General features: G+C 74.4%; 17 protein-coding genes and 3 pseudogenes. 14 read left to right on the forward strand and 6 right to left on the reverse strand.

Annotated features, from left to right (window positions below; translation table 11 throughout):
* The first annotated feature begins 193 nt into the window (after positions 1–193).
* Positions 194–1,066, forward strand: coding sequence for a universal stress protein (locus AB0H53_RS18140; RefSeq protein ID WP_362113686.1), 873 nt, complete (start codon positions 194–196; stop codon positions 1,064–1,066).
* A gap of 210 nt (positions 1,067–1,276) precedes the next feature.
* Here AB0H53_RS18140 and AB0H53_RS18145 read toward each other — a convergent pair whose 3' ends face one another.
* Positions 1,277–1,999: a response regulator transcription factor gene (locus tag AB0H53_RS18145; RefSeq protein WP_362113689.1), complete on the reverse strand. Its 723-nt coding sequence runs from the start codon at positions 1,997–1,999 to the stop codon at positions 1,277–1,279.
* A gap of 315 nt (positions 2,000–2,314) precedes the next feature.
* Between AB0H53_RS18145 and AB0H53_RS18150 the strand changes: the two genes are divergently transcribed.
* The gene (locus tag AB0H53_RS18150; protein ID WP_362113692.1) at positions 2,315–2,767 is read left to right on the forward strand and encodes a pyridoxamine 5'-phosphate oxidase family protein; all 453 of its coding nucleotides are present in this window, start codon (positions 2,315–2,317) and stop codon (positions 2,765–2,767) included.
* Positions 2,768–2,819: 52 nt separating this feature from the next.
* Here the strand turns inward: AB0H53_RS18150 and AB0H53_RS18155 are convergent, their stop codons facing one another.
* Together AB0H53_RS18155 and AB0H53_RS18160 are read right to left on the reverse strand one after the other, a co-directional pair.
* On the reverse strand, positions 2,820–4,508 hold the full coding sequence (locus AB0H53_RS18155; RefSeq protein ID WP_362113802.1) for a GAF domain-containing protein: 1,689 nt from the start codon (positions 4,506–4,508) through the stop codon (positions 2,820–2,822).
* A 288-nt stretch (positions 4,509–4,796) separates the two neighbouring features.
* A pseudogene (locus tag AB0H53_RS18160) lies at positions 4,797–7,183 on the reverse strand (phosphoketolase family protein).
* A 728-nt stretch (positions 7,184–7,911) separates the two neighbouring features.
* On the opposite strand from AB0H53_RS18160, the gene AB0H53_RS18165 reads away from it, so the two are divergent.
* Together AB0H53_RS18165 and AB0H53_RS18170 are read left to right on the forward strand one after the other, a co-directional pair.
* The gene (locus tag AB0H53_RS18165) at positions 7,912–8,892 is read left to right on the forward strand and encodes a nitroreductase (RefSeq protein WP_362113695.1); all 981 of its coding nucleotides are present in this window, start codon (positions 7,912–7,914) and stop codon (positions 8,890–8,892) included.
* A gap of 430 nt (positions 8,893–9,322) precedes the next feature.
* The gene (locus tag AB0H53_RS18170; protein WP_362113698.1) at positions 9,323–9,658 is read left to right on the forward strand and encodes an SH3 domain-containing protein; all 336 of its coding nucleotides are present in this window, start codon (positions 9,323–9,325) and stop codon (positions 9,656–9,658) included.
* Positions 9,659–10,226: 568 nt separating this feature from the next.
* Here the strand turns inward: AB0H53_RS18170 and AB0H53_RS18175 are convergent.
* Positions 10,227–10,769, reverse strand: a complete 543-nt coding sequence (locus tag AB0H53_RS18175) for a GNAT family protein (protein WP_362113701.1) — start codon at positions 10,767–10,769, stop codon at positions 10,227–10,229.
* Positions 10,770–10,830: 61 nt separating this feature from the next.
* Entirely contained in the window at positions 10,831–11,388 is a 558-nt protein-coding gene (locus AB0H53_RS18180) for a TetR/AcrR family transcriptional regulator (RefSeq protein WP_362113704.1), read from the reverse strand.
* Between the two features lie 94 nt (positions 11,389–11,482).
* Between AB0H53_RS18180 and AB0H53_RS18185 the strand changes: the two genes are divergently transcribed.
* Positions 11,483–12,094 carry a DUF2867 domain-containing protein gene (locus tag AB0H53_RS18185; RefSeq protein WP_362113707.1) on the forward strand — a complete coding sequence of 204 codons (612 nt, stop codon included), beginning with the start codon at positions 11,483–11,485 and terminating at the stop codon, positions 12,092–12,094.
* A 191-nt stretch (positions 12,095–12,285) separates the two neighbouring features.
* Positions 12,286–12,384, forward strand: a pseudogene (locus AB0H53_RS18190) (histidine phosphatase family protein); the annotation flags it as partial.
* 84 nt (positions 12,385–12,468) lie between these two features.
* On the opposite strand, the gene AB0H53_RS18195 reads toward AB0H53_RS18190, so the two are convergent.
* Positions 12,469–13,074, reverse strand: coding sequence for a TetR/AcrR family transcriptional regulator (locus AB0H53_RS18195; RefSeq protein ID WP_362113710.1), 606 nt, complete (start codon positions 13,072–13,074; stop codon positions 12,469–12,471).
* 48 nt (positions 13,075–13,122) lie between these two features.
* On the opposite strand from AB0H53_RS18195, the gene AB0H53_RS18200 reads away from it, so the two are divergent.
* From AB0H53_RS18200 to AB0H53_RS18235, 8 genes and pseudogenes are all read left to right on the forward strand, one after another.
* Positions 13,123–13,698, forward strand: a complete 576-nt coding sequence (locus AB0H53_RS18200) for a GNAT family protein (RefSeq protein ID WP_362113805.1) — start codon at positions 13,123–13,125, stop codon at positions 13,696–13,698.
* Between the two features lie 252 nt (positions 13,699–13,950).
* On the forward strand, positions 13,951–14,781 hold the full coding sequence (locus tag AB0H53_RS18205; protein WP_362113713.1) for a nucleotidyltransferase domain-containing protein: 831 nt from the start codon (positions 13,951–13,953) through the stop codon (positions 14,779–14,781).
* A gap of 290 nt (positions 14,782–15,071) precedes the next feature.
* Positions 15,072–15,367, forward strand: a pseudogene (locus AB0H53_RS18210) (AAC(3) family N-acetyltransferase); the annotation flags it as partial.
* A gap of 752 nt (positions 15,368–16,119) precedes the next feature.
* On the forward strand, positions 16,120–17,313 hold the full coding sequence (locus tag AB0H53_RS18215) for a serine hydrolase domain-containing protein (protein WP_362113808.1): 1,194 nt from the start codon (positions 16,120–16,122) through the stop codon (positions 17,311–17,313).
* A 427-nt stretch (positions 17,314–17,740) separates the two neighbouring features.
* On the forward strand, positions 17,741–19,051 hold the full coding sequence (locus AB0H53_RS18220) for an MFS transporter (RefSeq protein ID WP_362113716.1): 1,311 nt from the start codon (positions 17,741–17,743) through the stop codon (positions 19,049–19,051).
* 96 nt (positions 19,052–19,147) lie between these two features.
* A complete protein-coding gene (locus AB0H53_RS18225; protein ID WP_362113719.1) occupies positions 19,148–20,494 on the forward strand; it encodes a non-ribosomal peptide synthetase in 1,347 nt (448 codons plus the stop codon).
* A gap of 129 nt (positions 20,495–20,623) precedes the next feature.
* Positions 20,624–23,911 carry an amino acid adenylation domain-containing protein gene (locus AB0H53_RS18230; protein WP_362113722.1) on the forward strand — a complete coding sequence of 1,096 codons (3,288 nt, stop codon included), beginning with the start codon at positions 20,624–20,626 and terminating at the stop codon, positions 23,909–23,911.
* Entirely contained in the window at positions 23,911–25,854 is a 1,944-nt protein-coding gene (locus tag AB0H53_RS18235; protein WP_362113725.1) for a non-ribosomal peptide synthetase, read from the forward strand. Before AB0H53_RS18230 ends, AB0H53_RS18235 begins: the two co-directional genes overlap by 1 nt.
* Positions 25,855–25,899: the final 45 nt, after the last annotated feature.

Genomic DNA, 25,899 nt, shown 5'->3' on the forward strand with positions numbered 1-25,899 from the left:
TCCGCCGCCGCACCCGGGGACGGACGGCCGGCCGGTGCGGGTGCCGGCGGCCGGTGAGTCGCCGACCGGGCCCGAGTGGCCGCCGGGGAGGGCCGTACGGCCCTCTTCGCGGGCGCCCGGCCCGGTCATGCTGAGAGCGGAAGGGGGCAGGCTGAGGTGGCTGTGCCCGTCGAACCGTATGGAGGCCCACCGCATGTCCCGTGCCATCACTGTTGGAGTGGACGGATCCGCCGAGAGTCTGGCGGCTGCCGACTGGGCGGCCCGCGAAGCCGCGCTGCGCGGGGTGCCCCTGCGGGTCGTGCACGCCTGGCTCTGGCAGCCGCTGGACGTACCGCTGGTCCAGGACCGGCAGACCCAGGCCGACTCGGCCGACGCCGTGCTGCGCGAGGCCGAGAGGCGCGTGGCCGGGCATCACCCGGACCTCCCCGTCACCGCCGAGGTGGTGCCGGACACGGCGGTGGCCGCTCTGCTGAGTGAGGCCGAGCGGTCCAGCATGCTGGTGCTCGGTTCACGCGGGCACGGTGCTCTCGCCGGCTTCCTCCTCGGCTCGTACGGGCAGCAGGTGATCGCCGAGGCGGACAGGCCGGTGGTGTCCGTGCGCGCCCGTGCGGGCCAGGTGCGTGAACCGGCGAGCGGGGAGGTCGTCGTGGGCCAGCAGGGTGCGCCGCAGGACAGTGACGCGGTGCTCGGCTTCGCCTTCGAGGCGGCGGCGGCCCGGGGCGCCGCGGTGCGGGCGGTGCGGGCCTGGAGCCTGCCGACCGTCTTCACCTACAGCCCCGGATCGATGCGCCTGGCCGACGAGGCGGGTGGGCTGGAGCCCTACGAGAGGAAGGCACTGGGCCAGGCCCTGGCGCCGTGGCGGGATCGGTTCCCCGACGTGCCCGTGGTCGAGCACGTCGAGATCGGCAGCGCGGGACAGGTGCTCCTGTCGGTCGCGCCGCGCGCCCAGTTGCTCGTGGTCGGCCGCCGGGTACGCCGCTCTCCGGTCGGTACCCGCATCGGCTCGGTGGCGCACGCCGCGCTGCACCACGCCCCCTGCCCGGTCGCGGTCGTCCCGCACGACTGACCGCCCGGTGTGCGCGCGGGGACAGTCGCCCGCTGGCCCCGCGCGGGGTCCCGGCCGCCTCACCGCTGGGCCCTCACCGCCGGGCCCTCGACGCGCCGGCCAGGTACGAGCAACCCCCGCCGGCACCTGCGGGCCGGGGGGTGGTGCGCGCGGGGACAGTCGCCCGCTGGCCCCGCGCGGGGTCCGTCCCCCACGGCGCCCCGCCGCGCGTCAGCCGCGCGGTCGGCGGTCACCCGGCGCGGCCGGCCCGCCCTGCGCGGTCATGGCCTGGGTGGCGATGACGGCCGCTTGCACGCGGCGTTCCACGCCCAGTTTGGCCAGCAGCCGGGAGATGTTGTTCTTGACCGTCTTCTCGGCCAGGTAGAGCCGCTTGCCGATCTCCCGGTTGGTCAGCCCCTCCCCCACCAGGGCGAGGATCTCGCGCTCGCGTTCGGTCAGCCCGGGCAGGCCGCTGGGCTGTTCCTCCTTGGGGGTGCCGCCGCCGCGCAGCCGGGCCATGACCCGCGCGGTGGCGCCGGGGTCGAGCATGGACTGGCCCGAGGCGACCGTGCGGACGGCGTTGACCAGGTCGGTTCCGGTGATCTGTTTGAGGACGTAGCCGGACGCACCGGCCATGATCGCGTCGAGGAGCGCCTCTTCGTCGTCGAACGAGGTCAGCATCAGGCAGGCCAGGTCCGGCAGGTGGGAGCGCAGTTCCCGGCAGACGCTCACCCCGTCCCCGTCGGGCAGGCGGACGTCCAGGACCGCCACCTGGGGACGCAGCGCGGGCACGCGTACCAGGGCTTGTTCCGCCGTGCCCGCTTCGCCGACCACGGTCAGGTCGGGTTCGGCGGCCAGCAGGTCGTGCACGCCGCGGCGTACCACCTCGTGGTCGTCGAGGAGGAAGACCCTGACGGGTTCCATCTGGCTGGGCCCGCGGCTGCTGTCGGTCATCACACACTCCGTGTTCCGTGCGGTTCTCCGCCGAAGGCGGATCCGTGCCCATCGTGTCGTGCCCGGGGGCCGGTCGGCCAGGGCCGGACGGCCCCCGGTACGCGGCGGCGCTCCCGGCGCCGGTGCCCGGTGCCCGCGCGGGGACGGGCACCGGGATGCCGGGCCTGCGGGTGTGGTGGTCCTTCCGTTTCCGGTCGTACCGGGGTCCGTTCGGCCCTGGTGCCCGATGGGGCGCCGCGGGAAGCTGGCGGAAGGCACCGAGGTGCCCCGAGGACCGATGACGGAGCAGAGGGCGGCACGATGGAGAACCAAGCCATGGATCGAGCGGTGGACGCCCGGTGTGGGGCGGTGGCGCCCCGGCGCATGGCGCGGCTGGACCGGGCCGAGGCGCTGCGGCTGCTCGGGACCGTCTCGCTGGGGCGCATCGTGTTCACCCAGCAGGCGCTGCCGGCCGTCCGCCCGGTCAACCACCTCATGGACGGCGACGACATCGTCGTGCGGTTGCACGACGGCGCGACGCTCGCCTCCGTCGTGGCGCCCACGCACGTCACCGGTGTGGTGGTCGCCTATGAGGCGGACGTCATCGACCCCGAGACGCACATCGGCTGGAGCGTGGTCGTGACCGGTTACGCCCGCCGGATCACCGAGAGCGGTGAACGCGCGCGCTTCGCCGCCCGCCTGCGCCCCTGGGTGGAGGACCCGGCCCCGCACGCCGTGCTGCGCATCCGGCCGGACCTGGTGACGGGCTTGCGGCTGCTCACGCCCTGACCGGCCGGGCTCGTGGCGTGCGACGGACCTCCACCGCCGTGGTCGGCCGTGGTCATGCCGTCGGGCCCGGTGCGAGCGGCGCCCGCCACACCAGACGGCTGCCGCCGTCGGCGGGCCGCCCGATGTCCAGCGCGCCACCCACGCTCCGGGCCCGCTCGTCGAGGTTGACCAGCCCGCTGCGCCTGCCGTCGTCGGGGATGCCCCGGCCGTTGTCCGTCACCGTCAGGACGACCTCGCCCGCCGTGGCCCGCAGGGACACCTCGACCCGCGTCGCGCCCGCGTGACGGGCGGCGTTGCTGAGTATCTCGGTGAGGGCCGCCATGACGTGTTCGGCGACCCGCGGGGGTACGTCGGTGTCGAGCAGACCTTCCATGCTCAGGCGCGGCGGGAATCCGAGCGTCGTCGCCGCCTCCCCCACGGCGCGGGCCGCGCGGGCCCGCAGGCCGGGCCCCGAGTCCTCCTCGCGAGCCCGCAGACCGAAGATGGTGGAGCGGATGATTTTGATGGTTTCGTCGAGGTCGCCGACCGCGCGCGAGACCCGCTCGGCGGCGCCGGCGTGCTCGACGAGCCGTGCGGCGCTCTGCAGGGTCATCCCGGTCGCGAACAGGCGCTGGATGGCCAGGTCGTGCAGGTCGCGGGCGATACGGTCCCGGTCCTCCAGGAGCGCGAGCTGCTCGGCGTCGCTGCGTCGTTCGGCCAGCTCCAGGGCGAGCGCCGCCTGCCCCGCGAAGGCGAGCAGCGGCTGCAGTTCGCCTTCGGTGAAGACCGGCTCGCCCTGATGGCGTGCCAGCAGGAGAACGCCCCGGGTGTCCTTGGCCTCGGTACCGAGAGGGACGGCGACGGCGGCCCCCAGGCCGTCGAAGCGCTTGGGCCCGGCGGTGTACCGCTCGTCCTCGGCGAGGCCGTGGGTGCTCACGGGCGCGCCCTGCTTGTGGGCGGCGCCGGACAGAGTGCCCTCGACCGGAACCACCAGGCCGCGGCGGGTGGCGTCATCGCCGCCGACGGCGAGTTCGACGACGAGGTCCTCCGTTCCGGTGACCGGCACGGACACGTCCGCGAGGGCCGCCCCGGTGATCTCCTGGGCGCGGCGGGCGATCAGCTCCAGCACCTCCAGCCGGGGGCTGCCGGAGAGCAGGCTCTTGGTGATCTCCGCGTTCGCCTGGAGCCAGCGCTGCTGGCGCTGGGACGCCTCGTACAGCCGGGCGTTGTCGATGGCGACACCGGCGGCCACGGACAGGGTGGCGATGACGGACTCGTCCTCGGCGTCGAATTCCTGGCCGCCGCGCTTGTCGGTGAGGTAGAGGTTGCCGAAGACCTCCTCGCGCACCCGGATGGGCACGCCCAGGAAGGACCGCATGGGCGGGTGGTGGGCGGGAAACCCGTAGGACGCCCGGTGCGTGCTCAGGTCGGTCAGCCGCAGCGGCTCGGGGTTGCGGATCAGCTCGCCGAGGATGCCGTGCCCGGCGGGCAGGGGTCCGATCCTGGCGATCTCCTCCTGGGTGAGCCCGACGGTGAGGAACTGCGACAGGGTCCGGCCGTCCGGGCCGATCACCCCGAGTGCTCCGTACTGGGCGTCGACCAGCAGCGCCGCGGCTTCCACGATGCGCCGCAGCACCTGGGAGAGGTCCAGTTCCCGGCCCACCGAGACGACGGCCTCCAGGAGGCTGTGGACCCGGTCCCGGGTGCCGCGGGCCGCGTTGATGCGCGCCTGCAGTTCCTCCAGCAGCTCATCGAGCCGCATCTGGGGCATCCGCGACAGCGGCTCCTCCACCCCCACGGGGCCCTCCTTCGCCGATCATCCACCGTGCCGGCTCAGCCTATCGGCCGCCCGCGGGCACGGACCCGGCTGTCGCGCCGGCCCACCGGGGGGAGGCCGCGAGGCCGCCCCGGCGTTCCGGTGGGCCGGCGACCGCCCGGGGCCCATCGGCACGGCACACGGCACGTCGCTCCGCCGGCGGGCGCGCGGTTCGCCGGGCCGGCCGGGCGCCGCGGTGTCGGGCGCCCGGTCCCCCGGGGGCGGTTCGTGTCGTCAGCCGGTCCAGGTCCAGTCGGCGACTTCGGGGAGGTCCGTGCCGTGTTCGCGGATCCAGGCGTGGTGGCGGGCGCGCGCGTCGGCCATCTCCTGACGGACGCCCACCGCGCGCACCGCGAGGCCCGGCACCCGGTCGATGACGTCCATCACGAGGCGGTAGCGGTCGAGGTCGTTGCGGACGACCATGTCGAAGGGTGTGGTGGTGGTGCCCTTTTCCTTGTAGCCGCGCACATGCAGGTTCGGGTGTCCGGTGCGGCGGTAGGCGAGGCGGTGCACCAGCCAGGGGTAGCCGTGGTAGGCGAAGACCACCGGCTTGCCGGGGGTGAACAGGGCGTCGTACTCGGAGTCGGTCATGCCGTGCGGGTGCTCCTCGTGGGGCATCAGCCGGGTCATGTCGACGACGTTGACGACGCGTACGGCGAGGTCGGGCAGCCGGCGGCGGAGCAGTCCGGCCGCCGCCAGCACTTCCTGCGTGGGTACGTCCCCCGCGCAGGCGAGGACGACATCGGGCTCGCGCGTGCCGTCCTCGGTGCCCGCCCAGTCCCACACGCCCGCGCCACGGGCGCAGTGGACACGGGCCTGGTCCAGGGACAGCCAGTCGAAGCACGGCTGCTTGCCGGCGACGATCACATTGACGTGGTCGCGGCTGCGCAGCGCGTGGTCCGCGACGCACAGCAGGGTGTTGGCGTCCGGGGGCAGATACACCCGGACGACCTCGGGGCTCTTGTTGAGGACGTGGTCGACGAAACCGGGATCCTGATGTGAGAAGCCGTTGTGGTCCTGCCGCCACACGTGCGAGGTCAGCAGGTAGTTCAGTGAGGCGATGGGCGCGCGCCAGCGCAGGGCGCGGGACGTCCTGAGCCACTTGATGTGCTGGTTGACCATGGAGTCGACGATGTGGACGAAGGCCTCGTAGCAGGAGAACAGGCCGTGCCGCCCGGTCAGGAGGTAACCCTCCAACCAGCCCTGGCAGGTGTGTTCGGAGAGGATCTCCATCACCCGTCCGTGCCGGTCGAGGTCTTCGTCGGTGTCCAGGGTCCGGGCCTGCCACGCCTTGCCGCTCGCGCCGTACACCGCCTGGAGGCGGTTGGACGCCGTCTCGTCGGGGCCGACGAGACGGAAGTCCCGGCGCTCGGCGGTGGCGGCCATGACGCTCTCGATCAGGTCGCCCAGGACGGAGGTCGGCTCGTGCCGGCCGTGGCCCGGCCGGCCCACCGGAACGGCGAAACGTTCGAGAGGTGCGATGGGGAGGTCGCGCAGGAGCAGTCCGCCGTTGGCGTGCGGTGTCGAGCCCAGCCTGTGCCGGCCCTCGGGTACGCAGGTCAGGACCTCGGCCCGGGGGCGGCCGTGTTCGTCGAACAGTTCCTCGGGGCGGTACGAGCGCAGCCACGCCTCCAGTTGCGCGAGGTGTCCGGGATCGTCGCGCACTCCCGCCAGCGGGACCTGGTGGGAGCGCCAGGTGCCTTCGACGGGCAGGCCGTCCACCTCGGCGGGACCGGTCCAGCCCTTGGGCGTCCGAAGGACGATCAGGGGCCAGCGCGGACGTTCCGCGCGGCCGTCGGTGCGCGCCGCCCGCTGGATGGCCTGGACCCGGTCCAGCGCGGTGTCCATCGCGGCGGCCATGGCCCGGTGGACCTGGTGCGGGTCGTCGCCCGTGACGTACAGGGGGTCGTGGCCGTAGCCCCTCAGGAGCGCCTCGAGTTCTGCCTCGGGGAGGCGTGCCAGCACCGCCGGGTTGGCGATCTTGTAGCCGTTGAGGTGCAGGACGGGCAGCACCGCTCCGTCCCGGGCGGGATCGAGGAACTTGTTCGAGTGCCAGGAGGCGGCCAGTGGACCCGTCTCCGCCTCACCGTCACCGATGACGCAGGCGACCAGAAGATCCGGGTTGTCGAAAGCCGCGCCGTAGGCGTGCGACAGGGAGTAGCCCAGTTCGCCGCCCTCGTGGATGGAGCCGGGCGTCTCCGGCGCGACATGGCTCGGGACGCCGCCGGGGAAGGAGAACTGCCGGAACAGCGCCCGCATGCCGTCCTCGTCGCGGCTCACGTCGGGGTAGATCTCACGGTAACTCCCTCCAGCCACGCGTTGGCGAGCACGGCGGGACCGCCGTGACCGGGACCCCAGACGCACAGGGCGTCGACGCCCCGCCGCTCGATGATCCGGTTCACGTGGGTGTACACGAGATTGAGCCCGGGCGAGGTGCCCCAGTGCCCCAGCAGGCGGGGCTTGATGTGGGCGGGTTCCAGCGGCTTGCGCAGCAGCGGGTTGTCCATCAGGTAGATCTGCCCGACGGAGAGGTAGTTCGCCGCCCTCCAATGGGCATCGAGCGCGGCGATCTCCTCGCCGGTCAGCACTGCGCCCGCCGGGCGCCGGTCGTCCATGGACATGTTTCCTCCGTCGGAGTGGGCCGCGCCGGTCGGGCGGCTCCGCTGTCGTACCGGCTCGTACCCCGTGCCGGACCGACGCCGACCCGGCCGTCGTCCGGACGCACCCGTTCTGGTGGCGTCGGCTCCGGTGACGTCCTGGTGGGTCGGCGCGCGTCCCGCCGGCGCCGGGACGTCCGAGGTGGTACCCCGCGGAACCTGTGACGCAGGCTGACACCGCCGGCGTGGCCCCGGGAAGGGCCGGACGGGCCACGCACCGGCCCCCGTCGGCCCTTCGGCTCCGGGCCGGACGTGGGCGGGCGTGGTCGGGCGTGAGCGGTGACGAGCCCGGGGGCGGGGCCGGGGCGCCGCACGGCCCGTCGCAGCGGGGACGTTCGGCCCTGGGCGGCGGCCCCATCGGCCCCTGCCCTCCCCGGGCGGCCCGGTCCAGGCTGGACGCGGGTTCCCGGTCCGCCCCGCGGCGGATCCGCTCGGCCCGTCCGGCCCTTCTCGGAGAGGTGTCATGAAGCGCAGCACGGCCGTCGGCGCTCGGCCCTCTCCCCGGCCGCGCCACCGGTCCCCCCGCGCGACGGGCGCACGCCCGCCGCACGGGCCCCGGGCGGCGCCGGGCCCACCGGCCCGGCCGTACCGTGCCGGCGGCGACCGGCCCGCCGTGTCGCCGCGGAACCCGGTGACCCGGTGCCGGGTTCCCGTTCCCGGCGACCACAGCTCGCTCCTGGAAGGTGACCGCCATGCCTCCTCACGCACCCGACGTGGACTCCCTCAACTCCTGGGTCGCCGACGCCACCGCGGCCCCCTCCATGCACAACGCGCAGCCCTGGAGGTTCCGTTACACCCCGCACAACGGTGAGCTGTTGCTGCGTCTGGATCCGGCACGGGCCATGCCGCGCAGCGACCCCTCCACCCGTGGGCTGCACATCGGCTGTGGGGCGGCGCTGTTCAACCTGCGGGTCGCCGCCGCGCACGCCGGGTGGGACGCACAGGTCCGGCCGCTGCCGGATCCGGCGGACCGGGAGGCGCTGGCCGCGGTCGCGTTCCTGCCCGGTGGGGCGGACGACGGCCTCGGCGCCTTGTACCCGGCGATCCGCGATCGGCATACGAGCAGGGAGCCGTTCACGGACGAGGCCGTCCCCCGGGCGGTGCGTGACGGACTCAGCGGCGCCGCGGTGGCCGAGGGCGCGCGTCTCGCCTTCCCCGGTGTCTGGCAGGTGCAGGCGATACTCGACCTGGTGTGGGATGCCGAGTACGAGGAAGAGCTGTCCCCACGGGTGCGGGAGGAGATCTCCCGCTGGGCCGGAACGGGCACCGAGGACGCGAGGGGCGAGGGGATCCCCTCGGCCGCGTTCGGTCCGCGTCCCTACGGTGTCCGGTCCCCCGTGCGTGACTTCGCCGTGGGCCGCACGGTCGAAGGACGCCGGACCGCCGTCTACGAGCGGTCGCCCTGCCTCGCGGTGCTGGGCACCCGGCAGGACGGCCCGGAGGACTGGCTGAGGGCGGGGCAGGCCCTGGAGCGGGTACTGCTGCGGGCGACGCTGGACGGGCTGGTCACCTCACTCAGCTCGCAGGTGCTCGAATGGCCGGAGCTGCGCTGGGCCCTGGGTGACCCGCTGTCACCCACGGGGCACCCGCAGATGCTGATCCGGCTGGGCTACGGTCCCCAAGGGCCGTCGACCCCGCGCAGGCCGGTCTCCGACGTACTCGAAGTCCGCTGAGCCGGGGCCGCGAGGCCCGTGCGCGCGCGGCCCCCGTGACCGGCACGCCCGAGACCACGGCCGTCGCCGCCCATGCGGGTCCGGGACCTCTCCCCGGCCCGGGCGGGCCGGGGCGGAGCCCGTCGTGAGGTGTTCGGTGGGTCCGCGGACTGAGATGACTGCCCGTCATGGGGGGGGGCGGGCTGCGTCGGGGCGCAGGCCGGTCGGCCGCCCGGACGCGCCGGCGGCGAGGCGGGGCCCGCCCAGCTCCGTGCGGGACCGCCGGGGCACAACCGTTCACCAGCGGTCTCCGGCCCGGATGATCTCGCCTATCCTTGATCGTCCCGGTGCGGCGGCCGGCCGTGGGTGCCGGCCGCGCCGGGCTGTGGCCGGGCGACGGACCGCCGACAGGTGCCCCGCCCGGCGAGGATCAGGTAACTCAAGGGGGATCATGCGGAAAGCAATGGCCACCGCCGTGGCCGCGGCCACGCTGATGGTGCCGGCTCTGGCGGGCTCCGCCGAGGCGGCCACCACGAGGGCCGCCGTCGTCGGGACCTCTGCCTGCGGGAAGACGTACCCGAAGGGCTACTGGTGGACGTATCCGACCACCAACATCAAGCTCCGGTCCGGCCCGGGTACGAACTACGCCGCGCTCGGCCTCCTGGTCGAGGGTGCCGGGGTGGAAGTGAAGTGCCAGGCCAAGAAGGCCGGCTGGATGCGGGTGCTCGTCCTGAACGGCCAGCTCAAGGGCCGTACGGGCTGGGTGGGCAGCAAGCACATCGCCTGATGCACTGGCCGTGGTGAGGTGCGGATCTGCCGGTGCCGGCCATCCGTACGCGCCCTTCCACGGGCCGTACTCGGCCGGTGGGCCGACCCGCCGCGGCCGCCGCCGGCCGGTTCCGCGCACCGCCAGGTGATCGACGCGATCACCTGGCGGTGCGCGCGCCGGCGCCCGCCCGGATCCGGCCGCGCGTCGGCACCAATGAGTCGAGCCGTTCTCGAGCGCCTCACCGCCGGCGGCCGGCGGGAGCCGTGGGCCTCTTCGCCGCCGGGGCGATCGGGGCGGGTGCGAGGATGCCCACTGCCCAGGCGGGCGACACGGAGGCGGCCTCGGCCGGTTCGGCGGCCTTGCGGGTGCGGCGGCGGGGCCTGCCGCTGGTGGGCGCGGCAGGAGAGCTGGGACGCACGCTCGTGCTGACCCGCCGATACCCCCGCCGTGCCGGCGCCGGCTCGGACGCCCCGCGGGACCCTGTCCCACGGCCGTGCACCGACGGGCGGCCCGTCAGGTGTCCCCGCCCCCCCGACGGGCGCGACGACTCCGGCCCGGGCCCGTCACCTGATGCGCCGGACAGACCTCAGCCCTTCGAGTCCGGCTTCCAGTCCTGCACGAGGAGCCCGAGCACCACCTCGTCCAGGAACTCGCCCATCACCCAGGCCGAGGAGCGCAGCACGCCCTCGCGCACGAAGCCGTTGCGCTCGGCCGAGCGCAGCATCGCGGTGTTGTCCGACAGCGTCTCGATCTGCAGCCGCCGCAAGCCGCGCACGACGAAGCCGTAGTGGCACAGCACCGCGACCACGTCGGTGCCGTAGCCCTTGCCACGAGAGGAGGGCAGCAGTCCGAGGCCGATGTGCGCGGACCGGTTGTGGTTGTCGATGTTCCACAGCACCGCGGTGCCGACCAGCGTGCCGCCGTCCAGCTCCACGACGGAGAACGGGACGTGCCCTTGTTCCTCGTCGTCCACCACCAGCCGGGAGTCCTTCGAGCCGGGCGTGATCGGCCGCCACGGCCGGCTTTCGGACCGTGCGGAGTTGACCACGTCGTCGTAGAGCTCAGCCCGAAGGACCGGGATGTCTTCCTCGTGCCGGGCCCTGAGCCCGACCTTGCCGCCTTTGAGCATGCAGGCTTCCTATCCGACCGGGTTCGCCGACGGCAAACCAATAACGCAACCGCACGGGCAGCTACCGCAGGAGCCACGTGCTGGTCAGTTCCAGCACTTCCGAGCGGCTGCGCACGCCGTGGTCGGCGGCGATGAAGTGGTCGCCGATCCGCAGCGAGTAGGCGATCAGGCAGCGTGCCTCGACGTCGTCCGGGTCGGAGCAGAAGGAGCCGAACAGTGAGCGCATGTAGTCCATACGCCGGTTGTCGACACGGCGGAGGCGCTGCGCGACGGCCCGGTCGCGCCGGGCCCACTCGCGGATCGCGAGTTCGGCGGTGGTGCCGGTCATGGGCCTGTCTCCGGATGTGGCGATGGTGAACAGCCGCACCAATCTGGCCCTGGCGTCTCCCCCGCCGTTCTCCACGCGTTCGATCACGGCCTCGGTGACCTCACGTTCCCAGGTGTCGAGGATCTCGGTGAGCAACGCGTCCCGGTTGCGGAAGTACCCGTAGAAGCCGCCCTTGCTGACGCCGAGCGACGCCGCCAGCGACTCGATCCGGACGGCTTCCGGGCCGCCCGTGGCAAGCGCCCGGAACCCCTCCTCGATCCACTTGCCGCGAGGCGTGCGAGCAAGGGCCATGATGTGCCTCCCGTCACGTCCCCTCCATCTATACGGATGCGTATAGATGGCCCTAACCTTGTCTGTACGGCATCGTATAGATAGGGGCCCGTTCATGAGACTCCCCAGCACCGCACACACGTCTCGGCCTTGGCGGATCCACGAGATCGCGGGCGACTTCCAGGTGGAGGACGTGTGGGCACTGCCGACACCCGGCGGCCCCGACGACCTCGCGCACCTGGTGCGCCAGTTCACCGACGGGGCGAACGACGCGACCGCCGTCAGCTCCCCCGTGTACCGCGTGCTCTTCGCGGTCCGCTGGAAGCTCGGTCGGCTGCTCGGCTGGGACGAGACCGGCGACGGCATCGGCGGCCGGGTGGGGACGCTGCGCGACCGGCTGCCGGCGGACCTCCGCGAGGGCCCCAGGGGTCCCGACCCCCGTTCGGTTCCGTTCACCTCCGTCTACCACCTGCACGACGAGTGGGCGGCCGAGTTGGCCAACCGGACCGTGCACGCCGTGATGCACATCGGCTGGGTTCCGGACGAGGCCGGTGGCTACCGCGGCCAGATGGCCGTCCTGGTGAAACCGAACGGGCTGTTCGGCGCCGTGTACATGGCCTGCATCAAACCCTTCCGGTACCTGGGGGTGTATCCGGCACTGTTCCGGGCGATGGGACGCACCTGGCAGGCGAGTGCCGCCGAGCGGAGCGCCGGACAACGGGCGTGACGGCGCGCCCCACCGCCGCGCGCGCGAACGGCCACCGGCGCGAGGACCGCTCGTGCCACGACCGGTAACCCGCACCGGGTCGGCGCGCGGGATCGCCGGGGACATCGCTCCCCCGTCGTGGCCGCCATGCTGACGCGGGGGCCGCGCTTCCGCATCAGCAGCGAGGCGGGCGCGCCGGCACCCGTTCCGGGGCCCCCGGTCGGCCGGCCTCCGTGCCGATCTCCAACGACATGCGGCACCTGCCCACCGAGCCGCGCTGGACCGGCTTCCCCCCTGAGGTGCGCATCTGAACGCGCGTCTCAACCCGGCTCGTTCCCGTGGGGGCCCGGGCGGTGGCCCGGAGCCCGCGACACCGCCGGCCGGCGGCGGATCGGTCACTCCGCGCTGTTGCCGGAACGGGAGCCGAGAGCGGCCACGTAGTCGTCCAGCAGCTCGGTCTGGCGCCGTGGCGGGAACGTCGTGGGGTCGAGCACGGCCTGTACCGCCAGACCCAGCGCGAACGCCTGGGCACCGGCCGCGACCCGTTCCGGATCCCCGGGGGGCAGCTCCCCGAGGCGCTGGGCCTCGGCGACCAACTCGCGGAGTGTGTCGCGGCCGCGCGCGTACTTGCCCGCGTACTGCTCACGCAGCTCCGGGTCGGCGAGCGCGGTGTCCCACGAGGACACCCAGATGCGGTTGCTGTCCGCCGCCTCCGCCGTGAGCGGCAGGACATCGAGCAGCCAGGCCCGCACCGCCCGCAGGCCCTGCCCCGGGGCCCGCCTGGGGCGGCGCGAAGTCCGCCGCTCCAGCAGGTCGAGGGCATGTGTGACCAGGTCGTCCTTGGTGGGGAAGTAGTGGGTGAGCAGGCCGGTGGTCGCGCCCAGTTCGGCGGCGACGGCGCGCAGGGTCAGACCGCCGAAGCCCCGCGCGGCGAGCACCCGCCAGACCGCCTCCGACACTTCGCGTCGGCGGGCCTCATGGTCTCCCTTGGCACGTGGCATGCTGTGACTGTACATGGCCATAACGCTTGTTATGTGAATGGGGTCCTCATGTTCTCCCTCCCGTTGCGCGACAACGCCTGTCTCCGCCCGCTCGAGACATGGCATGCCGAGGAGTTCGCCGCCCACATGGACCGCGCGCGCGAGCACATCCGCCCCTGGGTCGGGAAGGGGTTCGTCACCGACAGCCTCGAAGGAGCCCGGGCCACACTCCGCCGCTACGCCGATCGCCAGGCCGAGGACAAAGCCCGCCTCTACGGCATCTGGCTCGACGACACTCTGGTCGGCGGCGTCATGTTCACGGACTTCGACACCGCCTCCGGGACCTGTGAGATCGGTTGCTGGCTGGAGCCGGCGGCCGAGGGCACCGGCCTGATCACCAGCGCCTGTCACACCCTCGTGGACTGGGCCTTCCGCGTCCGGGGCATGCACCGGGCCGAATGGCACTGCCGGGCCGACAACGTCCGGAGCGCTGCGGTGGCCGAGCGGCTGGGGATGGTGCTGGAGGGCGTGCTGCGCGAGACCTGGCCCTATGGCGGTGCCCGCCACGACAAGCAGGTCTGGGCCGTGCTCGCCGGCGAGTGGCCGGCCCCTCGCCGGGAAGCACCGGCGGGCCGCACAAGGTAGCGGCCGGCATGGCGGTTCGGCCCCGGGCGGTCGGGGCCGGAGCGCCCAGGACGGGGGGCCGACGAGCCCAACGGCGAGGCGGCACAACCTCCGTCGGCCGCCCGCTGCCGGACTTGGCGGAGCCGGAACGCGTCGCCTACGATCCGTCCCATGGGCGTCTCCTGAACGGACCGGCACGGTCGACACATACGCGTCCGGCAGCGCCGGACGCGCCCCAGGGTTTCCCACGTTCATCAGGAGAAGCACACCGCCATGCCCTCTCACTCCGCCTGCCCCGCGCTGGACGACCGCATCACCGCGTTGCAGCAGCTCGCACACGCAGAACCCCGCCTCGAAGGCGTTCTGCTCTACGGATCCTGGACAGTTGGTGAGGCCGACGCCCACTCCGACATCGAGGCGTACCTCTACGTCGCGGACGAACACGTGGAGAGCTTCGACGGCCGGAAGTTCCTGGCGCGGCTCGCCCCGCTCGAGCTGGCGTACGTCAACATGTACGGCGTCCTCGCCGTCGTCTTCGACGACCTGATGCGCGGCGAGTTCCACATCACCGCCGCCGGCCCGGGCATCGACGAGGTCCCCACCTGGGAGGGGATGGTGCACCTGCCCCGTCCCGAGGCCGCCGTCCTGCTGGACCGGACCGGCCGACTGACCCGGGCCGCCCGACACCTGGCCACCCTCCGACCGCCCGAGCCCGTCGGCACCGCTCGTCAGCTCATGGACGAACTGGCCAACTGGACACTCATGCTCGCCCATGTCCTGGCTCGCGGCGAGACCGCCCGCGCACATGCCCTCCTGCACACCGTCATCGCACCCCAGCAACTCCAGCTCTGCCGCCTGCTGCGCGACAGCACCGCCCACTGGCTCACCCCGAGCCGAGCGCTGGAACAGGACCTCCCCGATTCCGACCGTCACCGCTACACCGCGACCACCGCTGCCGCCCGTGCCCAGGACGTGCGCCACGCCGCGCGGGAGAGCTGGCGCTGGAGCCGGGACCTGTGCGCCGAGGCCGCCGGCCGCTGGGGCGTCCAGGTGCCCGGCCGACTCCACGAGAGGATCAGTGACCTGCTGGAGACGTGCCGCTGAGCGTGAAGCCGCCAGGGGGTGTCTCGGCGGCCCGGGGCGGCTCCCGGGGGGGCGTCGTACGGTGTCCGAGGCCGCCTCGGGCACCGGGCTGGGCGGCGGAGTCGTCGGCACGCTGTCCTACGGCCGCACCGGGCTGCCGGAGCGTCGCGCCCTGCGGCCCCGCCCCGCAGGGCGCCGGACCACGTGTCCCGCCCGGGTGACCCGCGTGAGTGCACCCGTCCGGCGTCGCATGCGGCGCCGGACGGCGCGCGCTTCGCGAAGACCCGCGCCCCGCAGCCGCCGAGGGCCCCGCAGCCGCCGAGGCCGAGGCGCCCGGCAAGCGGTTCGTGGAGTACGAACAGCCCGTCCTCGGACAGGGCCGGCGGGTCTGGTGTCGTTTCCGCGCCATCGACTCCGAGAACGGATCGTTCGACTACTCGGCCGTGGTGCCCGACGGGCAGGAGCCCTTCGAAGCCGTCGCGCGGGACATGCTCGCCGCGGGAATCGGCCGCACCGGCGGAGTCGGCGCGCCGCGGAGAGCCACCTGTTCGAGGCCGCGCGGGTCGTCGACTTCGCCATCGCCTGGATCGAGGACGGACTCGGCGGCTGGCGGCGCGGCTGGGCGACGGGGCCCCTCCGCGCACCCCCGGTGACCGGGAGACACGGCGACGGTCCCTGTCCACCCGGTTGTCCCGGGGCCGCCGCCGTGCGGGGCCGGTCAGGGGCCTCGCCTCCCGACAGGGGTGGCCCGCCCTCGCCGCCGGTCACGGCCATGGCGACGAGGCCGCCCATCGACGTGCCGGCCAGGTGGACCCGTTCCCCCGTGGTCACGGTGTCGAGGTCATCGTCCAGCGGGCGGACGAAGGGATCATGGTCGTGGCGGCCCTCGCAAGGGGCGGCCCCGCCACCGGGACAGGGGTGGTGGCGGGGCCGGATGGCTCGGCACTGGCCGGGGGGCAGCCGGCCGAGCTCGTGTCACGGTTGCTGGTGCCCGGGTTGCGGCCGAGTATGCACGGGGACCGGCTCCAGCCGCTTCGGCCGGCCGTCGTGCGGGGTCGGGCCCTGCTCCGAAACGGACGGTCTCCACCGTGAGCTCCACCGTGAGCCAGAAGGTCACCCGGACCGAGCGCATCCCGGCACACGGGGAGAGGAACGATGAACCGCCGGCTGACGGCGCGGGAGTCCAGCGGCGGACCGAGGGCCCCCGGTTCCCCGGTGCGACCAACCCCCGTGCCCTCGTCCGGCGTCTCTCACCCCACAGGGGTGCGACCGACCCCCTGGGAACTGGAGACCGCACCCAGGAAGCAGCGCGCCGCACGTACCGTCCCACTGGCTCTGACTCTGGCACTGACGGCGGCCATGACAGCGGCCGTGCTCGCTCCGTCCGCGTACGCGGCGCCGGCCGGGCACGGACACGAGGCGACCCGGACCGCCCTGCGCGATCTGGTCTACGGGGGCGGGCTGCCGGGGGTGGCCGCCGAGGTGCGGGACGGCAGGGGGAGGTGGTTCGCCGCCCTGGGGCACGCGGACACGGCCACGGGCCGCGGGCGTTCGGCCGGCGACCACTTCCGCGGGGCCAGTATCACCAAGACGTTCGTCGCGACCGTCCTGCTCCAACTGGAGGCGGAAGGGACACTGAGCCTGGACGACACCGTCGAAGAGTGGCTGCCCGGCCTCATACGGGGCAACGGGTACGACGGTGGCGACATCACTCTTCGCCGACTCCTCAACCACACCAGCGGTATCGCCGACTACACCTCCGACGTCACGTTCCGGCACAACGCGGCCGGCCTCGGCTTTCCGGAGCACCGGTACGACACCCACACGCCCGGGGAACTCGTGGCGCTCGCGCTCACGTACCCACCGGGGCCCCGTCCGGGGAAGGCGCCGTCGTACTCGAACACCAATTACGTGATCGCCGGGATGGTCATCGAGAAGGTGACCGGCCACTCGTACGAGCAGGAGGTCACCCGCCGCGTCATCCGGCCGCTCGCGTTGCGCGGGACATCGTTTCCCGGCAAGGCGCCGCGGATGCCGAAGCCGCATCCCGTCGGCTACTCGCGGCTCCACCAGAAGGCGCCCGATGCCGCCATCCATGACGCCACCGAGCAGAACATGACCTGGCTGGGCGCGGCCGGCGACATCATCTCCACCACTGGTGACCTCAACCGCTTCCACCGCGCTCTGCTCCGGGGCGAGTTACTGCCCGCAGCGCAGTTGGGGGAGATGCTCGACGAGGTACCGGCGGGCGACGGACTGGGGTTCGGGCTCGGGGTGGAGTTCGCGGAGCTGTCCTGCGGGGTGAGGGTGGTGGGCAAGAGCGGCCGTGCCAACGGCTCCCTGTCCGCGATGGTCGGCACACTGGACGGCAAGCACCGGCTGACGTTCAACATCAACGGTGACTGGTTGCGGGACGGTTCGCTCTACGTCAACGTCATCGAGGCGGAGTTCTGCGGCCGGATTCCCGCCCCGGTCGACAATCAGCCGTCCCCCGCCGGGCTCCCGGCCGCCTTCCCGCGCCAGGCCGTGGTCGCGGGCCGCGCCCGCCCGTAGGCCGCGCCCGCCGAGCCGGCCGGCCCGCCGCGGGCTCCCGGCGCCCGCTCCTGAGGGGGCGGCGTGGCCGGGCGTCGGGCGTCCCCGTGGGCGGCGGGCACCGGCCGGCCCTCCGACAGACCTCCGCGGCGCGGACTCGGCACGCCATAGCGGCCGGAATGAGCGATTCCGACCATATGCGACGGCAGATGACTGTTTTCGGTCAGACGGTGACGGGGCTGAGCCGTACGGTAGCCCAGCGTGTTCGGAACCCCAGGACGCCTACGGGGCACCGGCCTCAGTCGGGGCGCGACATCCGGCAATCATGCGGCATTCACCTTCAACTGACGGAAAATTTCCCGACCTGACGGCAAAGCGGCAAATATTGTGACCGAAAGCGATCACCGGCCTTTGACCGAGGATCGGTTACGCCGTGAAGATCGTTCACATGTCCGTCACATCCCCAGCCGCGACCAGCGGCCCGTTGCGCATGCGCGACTTCCGACTGCTGCTCGCAGGAGCGGCGGTCGGGCAGCTCGGCGCTCACGTCACCCTGGTCGCCCTGCCTCTCGTGGCGGTACTCCAACTGGAGGCCTCCGCCTTCCAGGTGGGGCTGCTCACGGCCGCGGAGACCGCCGCCTTCCTGGTGATCGGGCTGCCCGCCGGAGCGTGGGTCGACCGGATGCGCAAACTGCCGTTGATGATCCGGGCGGATGTCGTGCGGGCCGTGGCCATGGTGAGCGTCCCGGTGGCGGGTGTGGCCGGCGTCCTGACGATGGCGCAGCTCTACGCCGTGGCCCTGATCACCGGTGCCGCGACCGTCTTCTTCGACGTCGCCCATCAGAGCTTCCTGCCCCAACTGCTGCCCCGGGACCAACTGGTCCAGGGCAATGGGGCGCTGGAGGCCGTCCGCTCCTCGGCGCAGGTCACGGGGCCCGGACTCGGCGGTGGCCTGGTCCAGTTGCTCGGTGCCCACTTGGCCGTCGTCGCCGACGCGATCGGCTACGTCCTGTCCGCGGTGTTCCTGTGGGGCATCAAACGGCCGGAACCCCGGCCCGAGGCCGCACCGGGCGCGTCACTGCGCGCGGACATCGGCGAGGGGCTGCGCTTCGTGTTCGGGCAGCCGCTGCTGCGGGCGATGGCCGCCTCGACCGGCCTGGGCAACTTCTTCACCGCGGTGCTGATGGCCACTCAGACGGTTTTCCTGGTCCGCGGTCTCGGCCTGGAACCGGGCGCGGTCGGCCTGGTGCTCTCCGCCGCCGCGGTCGGCGGGCTCGCGGGCGCGCTGTGTTCGGGCGCGCTGGCCGCCAGGCTGGGTGAGGCCCGGATCGTCTGGCTCTCCCCGCTGGTCACCGGTCCGTTCGCACTGTTGTGGCCGCTGTCGGCGTCGGCCGGGGGCGCGATGCTGTTCGCGCTCGGCTCGGGCGTCGTCTTCTTCGGCGCGGTCGTCTACAACATCGCCCAGGTGAGTTTCCGTCAGGCCCTGTGCCCGCCCGGGCTGCTCGGCCGGATGAACGCCACGCTGCGCTTCTTGATGTGGGGCACCCTCCCGCTCGGGGCACTGGCCGGTGGCGCGCTCGCCGACGGCTTCGGAGCCCGCGCCGCGCTGTTGTGGTGCGCGGCCGGATTCCTCGTCGTACCGCTGCCGCTGCTGCTCTCCCCGTTGCGCCGGATGCGGGAACTGCCGAGCGGACCCGACGACCCGCGCGCCACCGCTCCCGGTTCCGACGGACGGGCCGAGCCCGCCCCGCTCGGCTGACCCGCCCCAACCCGGCTGACCCGCCCGCCCCGGCTCCCCCGGCCCGCCCGGCCGGGTCGGTCCGGTGACCGCGCGGCCAACGACAGAGAGGACCACGTGCTCAGCATCACGAGCCAGTACCTGGCTCGCTACCGGCGGCTCGACACCGGTGAAGGGACCCTGCTGCCCGTCACCGGCGCCCAGCGGCGCTTCGTACTCGTACGCGCGCTGGATCCCTCCGGACGGCCCGACCTCGTTCCGATGTTCTTCGCCTTCCCGCGCGGCACGGTGGACCCCGCGCGCCTCTCCGCCGCGGTGAACCGTCTCGCGGCGCGCCACCCGGTGCTCCGCGGCCGGCCCGCCGTGGTGCGCGGCACCCCCGTGCTCCGCCTGGCGCGACCCGACGCGGCCGACGTGCCCGTGGTCCGCGTGTCCCACGCGCCCGGTGAGGACGCCACCGCGGCCCTGCGCCGGGCGCTGGGGGCGTGGACGCCGGACGGCCCGCCCCTGCGGCTGTTCCTCAGCGAGGGCGTGGCGGACCGCTCCCCCGGCCCGGCGGTTGACGGCACGCGGCACGGTCACGACGCCGCCCACGACGTACTGGCCGTGGTCCTCGACCACACCGCGTGCGACGGACAGTCCCTGGCCCGGATCGTCGAGGAGCTGGAAGCCGCCTACGCCGAGGGGACCCGCGCGCCGGGACCGGCGCCCGCCGACATCGCGGCCGAGCTGGCCGCCTACCGCGAAGCGGTGCTGCTCCAGCTGGACGCGGAGGAACGGGCGACCTCGCCCGACGCGCTGGCCTACTGGGGTGCCCGGCTCCGGGGCAGCCGCGAACAGGCGCCCGCCCCACGGCCCGGCCCGCCGGCCGGCGGAGGCCCGCCGAGCGGTTCGGTCTCGGTCCTGCTGCCCTCGCCCCGCGCGGGGGTGCCCTTCCCGGAACTCCTCGACGCCTGCCGGGCGGCGGCACGCGTGCTGTACGGCCCCGGTCACGTGGTGCCGCTCGGCTATCCCTGGGGCGGCCGGCCCCCCGGCGCCGAGCGGGTGCTGGGCTGCTTCCTCAACACGGTGGTCTTCCCGGCCGCGACCGCGGCGGCCTCCTCCGGCGCCGAGGCGACGGCGGAAGCCTGGTGGGACGACCTGGACCGGGCCGACGTGCCCTTCGACGCCGTCGTGCACGCGGCCAGGGAAGCCGGGTCCGGCTGGTCGGGGCGCCTCGACGGGATGCTGACCGTCGACGACACCGCGCGGCGGCCCGCGCTCCGCCTGGACGGCGTCGAGGGCCGGGAGGTCCACATCGACGGGCGGGCCGTGCGCGGCCCGTTCGCCGTCTCCGTCACCCAGGGGCGCGAGCTGCACCTGCGGATGGTGTGGGACCGCGCCGTCCTCGCCGACCACACCGCTCGCGACGCCTTCGACACCCTCGCCGGCACGTTGCGGGCGACGGCCCCGGCGGCCGGCTGACCTCCTCCCCCAGTACCGCACCCCGCGGCCGGGCCCCCGCGCGATCCGTAGCCGGCCCCCCGCACCACGCCCGGGCACGACCGTGCCCGGCCACGCAATGACCCGACCCGACAACCTCAGGGATCGCCCATGCTTCCGCTCTCCTCCTCGCAGGAGATCGTCTGGCTGCACGAACAGGTGCAACCCGGCAGCCGCGCCTACAACTTCACCGCGGCGCTCGACCTGTGGGGCCCGCTCGACGCCGACGCCCTGCGCCACGGCCTCGCCGCCGCGCTGGACCGGCACGCCGGCCTCCGCCTGGAACTGGTCGCCGTCACCGGCGCCATGCCCGGCCAGCGGGTCGCCGAGAACTGCGCGCCCCGGCTGCGCACGGTCGACCTGGCCTCGGCGGCGGACCCCGAGGCCGCGTTCCAGGAGCTGCTGCGCACCGAGGCCGAGACCCCGCTCGACACCTACGAGGCGCCGCTGCTGCGCTGGACGCTCGTGCGGCTCGGGGACGACCACCACCGGCTCGTCCACGTGGAGCACCACCTGATCCACGACGGCCACTCGTTCGCGATCCTGCTGCGCGACGTGTTCACCGTCTACCGGGGCCACGTCCTGGGTGAGCCGGTCGCGCTGCCGCCCGCGCCCTCCTACGCCGACCATGTCGCTGAGCAGGCGCGCGGCGGGCGGAGCGGGGAGCGGCGGGCCGGGCTGGACTTCTGGACGGCGGAACTGCGCGACATGTCCCACGACATGCCGCTGCCCGGCCTGGTCCGGCCCGGCGCGCAACGCCGCCACCACGGTGGCCAGTTGCGCCAGTCGATCGGCGCGGACCTGGCGGAACGCCTGCGCGGGCACGCCCGGTCGCGCGGCCTGACGCCGTTCGCCACCCTCCTCGGCCTCTTCGCCGAACTGCTGCGCCGCCACAGCGGCCGTTCGCAGCTGGTCGTGGGCACCGCGGTCGGCAACCGCCCCCGCGGGCACGAGGAGACCGTCGGCATGTTCGTCAACACCATCCCCCTCCCGCTGCGGCTGGACCCGGCCGCCCCGGCCGAGGAGACGATGGACGAGGTGACCGACGTCCTGATCCGCGCGCTGCCGCACCAGGACGTGCCGGTGCAGGAACTCACCCGCGAACTCGGCCGGCACACGTCCGGAGCGGACAACCCGCTGTTCGCCGTCATGTTCAGCGCCCATGACGCCGAACTGCCCGAGGTCGACGTCCCCGGTCTGGACATCACCCTGTTCGAGGGCTTCAACACCGGCACCACCCGGTTCGACCTGGACGTGGTGCTGCTGCCCGACGACCGGCGCGGTGTCGGCCCCCGGCAGGGCGCCGCCGGCATGACGCTGGTCTGGGACTACGACGCCGACATGTTCGGTGAGGACGTGGCGAAACTGCTCGCCGGCCGGTTCCTGGACCTGCTGCGGGCCTACCTCGACGCCCCGGACACCGTCCTGGCGGACCTGGCGCCCCTCGCGCCGCCCGCCGGGCAGGCCCCCGCCGGGCAGGCCCTCGGCGCGCGGGACGGTGCGCCCGCCGGTTCCACCGGACAGGGCCCTCTCGCCCCCGCCCCGGCACGGCCCGTGGCCACCGCCCGCGCCGGCGCGGTGGACCCGCTCGACCCCGCGGCCGGCCACGACCCGTCGCTGCCCGCACTGCTCGTCGGAGCCCGCCGCCTCACCTACGGCGACCTCGACGCCCGGGTCTCCTCCCTCGCGGAGCGCCTGCTGGCCTCGGGGGTGCGGCCGGGTCAGCCGGTGGCGGCCGTACTGCCGCGCGGCGCCGACTCGGTCGTGACACTGCTCGCCTGCCTGAGGACCGGGGCGGTCCACTGCCCGCTGTCGCCGACGGACCCGCCCGCCCGGCTGGAACTGCTGCTCGACCGTCTCGGCCCGGCCCTGGTGCTCACCTCGGCCGAGCACCCGGTCACCGTTCCCGACGGCCTGCCGACGGCCACGGTCGACGCCCCGGAGCTGCCCGGGGCGCGCGCCGCGCGGGTCGTTCCCGGCGCGTCGTACGTCATCCACACCTCCGGGTCCACCGGTGTGCCCAAGGCCGTCGCCGTCGGCCGGGCCGCGCTCGAGAACCACCTGACGGGGGTGGCGGACCGGTTCGGCCTGGGCCACGGCGACCGCGTCCTGCTGTTCGCCCAGCCGTCGTTCGACGTGGCGCTGGAGGAGGTGCTGCCCTCCCTGTACGCGGGTGCCTGCCTGGTGGTCCCCGAGCACGAGGTCCCCACCGGCGCCGAACTGGCCGGACTGCTGGCCGCCGCCCGGGTCACCGTCGCCAACCTCCCGACCAGCTACTTCCTCGCCACGCGGGAGGACCTGCGGCCCGTCCTGCGGGACGGCGGCTGGGCGCCGCGCCTGCTCGTGCTCGGCGGTGAACGCCTCCCGGCGGACGTGCTGCGCGCCTTCCTGGCGGACACCGACGCCACCGTGCTCAACGCGTACGGCGTCACCGAGGCGGCCATCACCTCCACCGTCCACCACATCACCCGCGAGAACCTCGCCGACGGGGCCGAGGTCCCGCTCGGCACGGAGCTGCCCGGCGAGCGGGTCCACATCCTGGACGACCACCACCGCCCGCTGCCGGACGGCGCGGTGGGTGAGATCGCCATCGCCGGCGCCGGGCTCGCCGAGGGGTACGTCGGCAACCCGGAGGCCACGGACGCCCGGTTCGTACGCGTCGGCGCGCTGGCCGGTGAACGCCTCTACCTGACCGGTGACCTGGGCTACCGGGGCCTGGACGGACTGCTGTACTTCCTCGGCCGCCGGGACAACCAGGTCAAGCTGCGCGGCTACCGGATCGAGCTGGAGGAGATCGAGGCGGCCGCCTCGGCCGCGCTCGGCGGCCGTTCCTGCGCGGTCGTCCTCGACCGCGAGGCGGCCGGCGGGCCCCGGCTGGTCGGCTTCCTGGAGTGCTCCGGTGAACGCGACACGTGGGACGAGCGGGCCCTGCACGCGGAGCTCGGCCGGCGGCTGCCGGCCGCCCTCGTCCCGGGGCGGTGGATCGGCGTGGACACCATGCCGACGCTCCCCGGCGGCAAGCCCCACCGCGCGGTGCTAGCCCGGCGGGCGGCCGAGTCCGGTCCCGCCGACGCCGCCGGCCCCTCCGGCGACGCGGGCCGGGCCGCACCCGGCGAGGGCGCCGCCGGGACGGCACCGGCCGACCCCATGACCGCCCTGGTCGCCGACGGCTGGCGCGAGGTACTGGGGCACGGCCGGTTCGACGAGTCCACGGACTTCTTCCGGGTCGGCGGCCACTCGCTGCTCGCCGCGCGGCTGGCGGCGTGGCTGGAGCCCCGGCTCGGACACCGCCCGCCCATGCGGCTGCTCTTCGGCAACCCGGTCCTGGCCCAGCAGGCCGGGGCACTGGCCGCCGTCACCGCCACCGCTTCCGCCACGACCGCTTCGACGGAGTCCTGATGACCCAGCAGACGACCCCACCGACTGCCCCGCCGGCAGTCCCGACGCGGGTGCTCGCCGCCCGCGGCCGGACCGTCCAGGACGGCGGCCCGCTCAGCGTGGCCCGGGGGGCCGCGCTCCCCGACGGCGGCCCGGCCGGATCGCTCGCCCGCTTCGAGGAGTGGGCGCGCCGCACCCCGCACGCACCGGCCGTGGTCGACGGCGACCACACCTGGACGTACCAGCAGATCGACGCCGCGGCCGACGCGGTCGTGGACGTACTGGGCGAGCGGGTCGGGCCCGGTGACCTGGTCGGCGTCTGTCTGGACCGCTCCGCGGCGCTGGTCGTGACGGCCGTGGCGATCGCCCGGACGGGAGCGGTCTACCTGCCGCTGGGGCCCCGCCCCGGTGAGCGCCGGGTCGACGCCGTCACCGAGGACCTGGCCGTGGCCTGCCTGATCGGCGACCCCCGGCTCCTTCCGCCCCGGCACCGGGAGGGCGAGCACATCGCCCTGGCACTGCCGGGCGAGGGCGTCAACGCCACCGGCACGGTCGTGGCGGCCTTCTCCGCGCCCCGCCCCGGCGCCCTGGGGGCACCCCGGGAGGCGTTCTACGCGGTGCTGACATCGGGCTCCACGGGCCGGCCCAAGGCGGTCGCCGTCGCCGACCCGGCCCTGGGCGCGCTGCTCGACTGGTACCGCGCCGAGACCGGTCTGGCCCCCGGCGACCGGCAGTCCCTGCTCATCGGCGTGGCGTTCGACCCCCACCTGCTGGAGCTGTGGGCCGGGCTGACGTCGGGGGCGGCGCTGGTGCCGGCGCCCGACGACGTCCGATGGGACACCGGCCTGCTCGCCTCGTGGTGGCGGGAGGCCGCCGTGTCGGTGGCGGTGGCCGCCACCCCCATGGTGGAGCCCCTGCTGGAGCGGCCCTGGCCACGGGGGCTGGAGCTGCGGCATCTGATCGTCGGCGGTGACCGGATGCGCCGACGTCCGGGCGCCGACGTGACCGCGACCGTGCACAACGCCTACGGCCCCGCGGAGGCCACCGTGGTCACCACCACCCACGCCATGCGCGCCACGGACGCCGATGTGGACGACACCGGCGCGCCGCCGATCGGTACCCCGGTCCCGGGGGTGACCGTCGTGGTCACCGGAGCCGACGGCCGGCCCGTCGCCCGGGGAGAGGAGGGCGAGCTCCGCGTCGGCGGCGGCGGCCTGGCACTCGGGTACCTGGATCCGGAGCTGACCGCCCGCCGCTTCACCGCCCCGCCCCCGGACGCGGGGCTGCCAGGGGTGGACCGGCTGTACGCGACCGGGGACCGGGTGCGGATGCGGCCGGACGGGTCGCTGGAGTTCCTGGGGCGGCTGGACGACCAGGTGAAGGTCAGTGGGGTGCGGATCGAACCGGCCGAGGTGGAGGCCGCGTTGGAGAAGGACCCGGCCGTCCTCGGCGCCGTCGTCACGGCGCCCGGCACGCCCGACGGCCGGACGCGCCTGGTGGCGTACGTACGGCCCGCGCCGGGTGCCGCGCCCACCTCCGAGGCGCTGCTGACGGCGGTGAGGGCCTGGCTGCCGGAGCAGGCCGTGCCCTCGGCCCTGCACGTCGTCGGCGCCTTCCCGCTGGACGCCAACGGCAAGGTGGACAGGGCCGCGCTGACGCGCGACGCGGCCGTCCCGGCCGCGGCCGGCCCGCCCGGGGGCGACGCGGCGGACGCCGCCACCCCGGGCGAGCGGATCGTGCTCGACGCCGTACGCGACCTGCTCGCCAGGCCCGCGACCGCGCTCACCGAGAACTTCACCGAGGTCGGCGGCACCTCGATCGTCGCCGCCCGCCTGCTGACCGTCGTCGAACGGGAGAGCGGTGTGCGGCTGCGTGCGCCGGAGCTGCTGCGCCAGCCGGACCTGCGGGCCGTCGCCGCGCTCGTGGACCGCCGCCGTGCGGCCGCCCGACCGGCGGGAACCTGAGATGACCGTCCTCTCCCCGCGCACCCACCCCGCCCGGAAGGAAGA

Origin of the sequence: Streptomyces sp. NPDC050856, from assembly GCF_040653855.1 — a bacterium.
Classification (GTDB): Bacteria; Actinomycetota; Actinomycetes; order Streptomycetales; family Streptomycetaceae; genus Streptomyces.

What these genes read in the sequence shown, in the direction of transcription:
- AB0H53_RS18140 (WP_362113686.1), top strand. Translation starts at nt 194, where the DNA reads ATGTCCCGTGCCATCACTGTTGGAGTGGACGGATCCGCCGAGAGTCTG.
- AB0H53_RS18145 (WP_362113689.1), bottom strand. Translation starts at nt 1,999, where the DNA reads ATGACCGACAGCAGCCGCGGGCCCAGCCAGATGGAACCCGTCAGGGTC.
- AB0H53_RS18150 (WP_362113692.1), top strand. Translation starts at nt 2,315, where the DNA reads ATGGATCGAGCGGTGGACGCCCGGTGTGGGGCGGTGGCGCCCCGGCGC.
- AB0H53_RS18155 (WP_362113802.1), bottom strand. Translation starts at nt 4,508, where the DNA reads ATGCGGCTCGATGAGCTGCTGGAGGAACTGCAGGCGCGCATCAACGCG.
- AB0H53_RS18165 (WP_362113695.1), top strand. Translation starts at nt 7,912, where the DNA reads ATGCCTCCTCACGCACCCGACGTGGACTCCCTCAACTCCTGGGTCGCC.
- AB0H53_RS18170 (WP_362113698.1), top strand. Translation starts at nt 9,323, where the DNA reads ATGCGGAAAGCAATGGCCACCGCCGTGGCCGCGGCCACGCTGATGGTG.
- AB0H53_RS18175 (WP_362113701.1), bottom strand. Translation starts at nt 10,769, where the DNA reads ATGCTCAAAGGCGGCAAGGTCGGGCTCAGGGCCCGGCACGAGGAAGAC.
- AB0H53_RS18180 (WP_362113704.1), bottom strand. Translation starts at nt 11,388, where the DNA reads ATGGCCCTTGCTCGCACGCCTCGCGGCAAGTGGATCGAGGAGGGGTTC.
- AB0H53_RS18185 (WP_362113707.1), top strand. Translation starts at nt 11,483, where the DNA reads ATGAGACTCCCCAGCACCGCACACACGTCTCGGCCTTGGCGGATCCAC.
- AB0H53_RS18195 (WP_362113710.1), bottom strand. Translation starts at nt 13,074, where the DNA reads ATGCCACGTGCCAAGGGAGACCATGAGGCCCGCCGACGCGAAGTGTCG.
- AB0H53_RS18200 (WP_362113805.1), top strand. Translation starts at nt 13,123, where the DNA reads ATGTTCTCCCTCCCGTTGCGCGACAACGCCTGTCTCCGCCCGCTCGAG.
- AB0H53_RS18205 (WP_362113713.1), top strand. Translation starts at nt 13,951, where the DNA reads ATGCCCTCTCACTCCGCCTGCCCCGCGCTGGACGACCGCATCACCGCG.
- AB0H53_RS18215 (WP_362113808.1), top strand. Translation starts at nt 16,120, where the DNA reads ATGACAGCGGCCGTGCTCGCTCCGTCCGCGTACGCGGCGCCGGCCGGG.
- AB0H53_RS18220 (WP_362113716.1), top strand. Translation starts at nt 17,741, where the DNA reads ATGTCCGTCACATCCCCAGCCGCGACCAGCGGCCCGTTGCGCATGCGC.
- AB0H53_RS18230 (WP_362113722.1), top strand. Translation starts at nt 20,624, where the DNA reads ATGCTTCCGCTCTCCTCCTCGCAGGAGATCGTCTGGCTGCACGAACAG.
- AB0H53_RS18235 (WP_362113725.1), top strand. Translation starts at nt 23,911, where the DNA reads ATGACCCAGCAGACGACCCCACCGACTGCCCCGCCGGCAGTCCCGACG.